Consider the following 671-nt stretch of genomic DNA (forward strand, 5'->3'; position numbering starts at 1 on the left):
GCGGCCGGAGGCTCGGCCGACGGCGCCTGAGGCGGAGTCGACGGCCGCGGCGCAGCCGGCGCTGCGCCCTCGCCCTCGATCGGCCGCCCGGCCGCGCGACGACCGCGCTCCGGGGACGACGCAGGGGTGTCGCCCTGCGGCGGCACCCCTGCGTCGTCGGTCATCGGCGGTGCCGGCTCAGTAGCCGTAGTCGCTGTACCCGCCGGCGGCGGCCGCGGCGAAGATGATGATCAGGAAGATGAGCCCGATGATCGCGATGCCGATGCCGACGAAGCCGGTGATGATGCCGGTCAGCCAGAAGCCCTTGGCCTGCGGCTCGCGCTTCTTGCCCATGAACCCGAGCACGACGGCCGCGATCGAGAGCAGGAACGCCCAGCCGAAGCCGAGGATGCCGAGGATGCCGGTGACGAGGGCCGCGATGCTGAGACCCGGCGTCTTCTGCGGGGCCGGCGCGCTGTACGCCGGCGCGCCATAGGCCGGGGCGCCGTACGAGGGCGGCGGGGGCGGCGTCGCGCCGCCGGCGGGAGCTCCGTAGGACGGAGCGGCGGCTGCTGCCGGAGCGCCGTAGGACGGAGCCGGAGGCGGCGGGGTCGGCGTGCCGTAGGCCGGGGCCGCCGGGGCGGGCAGGTCGGTAGAGCACTCGTCTGAACTCCAGTCGTCTAGGCATCACG

At 75.1% G+C, this 671-nt stretch carries 1 protein-coding gene; it reads right to left on the minus strand.

What is annotated here, in order from left to right:
- Positions 1–177: 177 nt before the first annotated feature.
- Positions 178–333 carry a hypothetical protein gene (locus GB864_RS18700; protein WP_236779250.1) on the minus strand — a complete coding sequence of 52 codons (156 nt, stop codon included), beginning with the start codon at positions 331–333 and terminating at the stop codon, positions 178–180.
- Positions 334–671 lie beyond the last annotated feature (338 nt).

The sequence above is a fragment of the Agromyces seonyuensis genome (assembly GCF_009789225.1).
Lineage (GTDB): Bacteria > Actinomycetota > Actinomycetes > Actinomycetales > Microbacteriaceae > Agromyces > Agromyces seonyuensis.